This window comes from Solihabitans fulvus, assembly GCF_008386585.1.
Lineage (GTDB): Bacteria > Actinomycetota > Actinomycetes > Mycobacteriales > Pseudonocardiaceae > Solihabitans > Solihabitans fulvus.
This window is the reverse complement of sequence record NZ_VUOB01000101.1, coordinates 1-1010: the sequence shown is the minus strand read 5'-3', so window position 1 is coordinate 1010 and position 1010 is coordinate 1. Positions and strand designations below refer to the sequence as shown.

Here is a 1010-nt window from a genome sequence, read left to right as displayed (position 1 = left end):
GATCGACGGCACCACCCTGACCCTGCCCGACACCCCGAACATCCTGACCCGCCTCACCAAACAGAAAGGCAACCACGGCGGCACCGGCTACCCCCAGACCCGCCTGGTCGCGCTGCTGGCCTGCGGCACCCGCACCCTCATCGACGCCGCCTTCGGCCCCACCACCACCGGGGAAACCACCTACACACCACAACTCCTCCGCAGCCTGCACACCGGGATGATCCTGTTGGCCGACCGCAACTTCGCCTCCGCCAGCCTGCTCACCGACATCGCCACCACCGGCGCCCACGTACTCGTCCGGCTCAAAAACAGCCGCACGACACCGATCCTGGCCCGCTACCGCGACGGCTCCTACCTGTCGGTGCTGGGCGGCCTGCGGGTACGGGTCATCGACGCCGAGATCACCATCACCACCAGCGCGGGACGCCACACCGGGACCTACCGGCTGGCCACCACCCTGCTCGACCCCCACCGCCACCCCGCCGGCGAGCTGATCACCCTCTATCACCAGCGGTGGGAGATCGAAACCGCCTACCTGGAACTGAAATCCAGCATCCTGGGCGGCCGAGTGCTGCGCGCCCGCACCCCGGCCGGCGTCGAGCAGGAGGTCTACGCCCTGCTGGTGACCTACCAACTCCTGCGCACCGCCATGGCCGACGCCACCAGCACCCGACCCGACCTCGACCCCGACCGCGCCAGCTTCACCATCGCCTGGCAGACCGCCCGCGACCAGGTCGTCCAGGCCGCCGACGTCATCGCCGACACCGTCATCGACCTGGTCGGCACGATCGGCAGACACGTCCTGACCGACCTCATGCCCGCCCGACGGCTACGGGTCTGTCCCCGCATCGTCAAACGCGCCATCTCCAAATACCAGGCACGCGGTCCGGTCATCGACCGGACCAGCTACAAAGCCACCATCGGTATCGACATCCTCACCCCGGCAGACCCTTGACGATCACCACAACCGCCAAACTTCACGGCCTTGCGGCTAGTAGATTGTCGCTTCT

At 67.8% G+C, this 1010-nt stretch carries 1 protein-coding gene; it reads left to right on the top strand.

Annotated elements, in window-relative coordinates:
• Positions 1-955, top strand: a 955-nt coding sequence (locus F0L68_RS39460; protein ID WP_149855042.1) for an IS4 family transposase, incomplete at its 5' end; no start/stop codon positions are given.
• Positions 956-1010 lie beyond the last annotated feature (55 nt).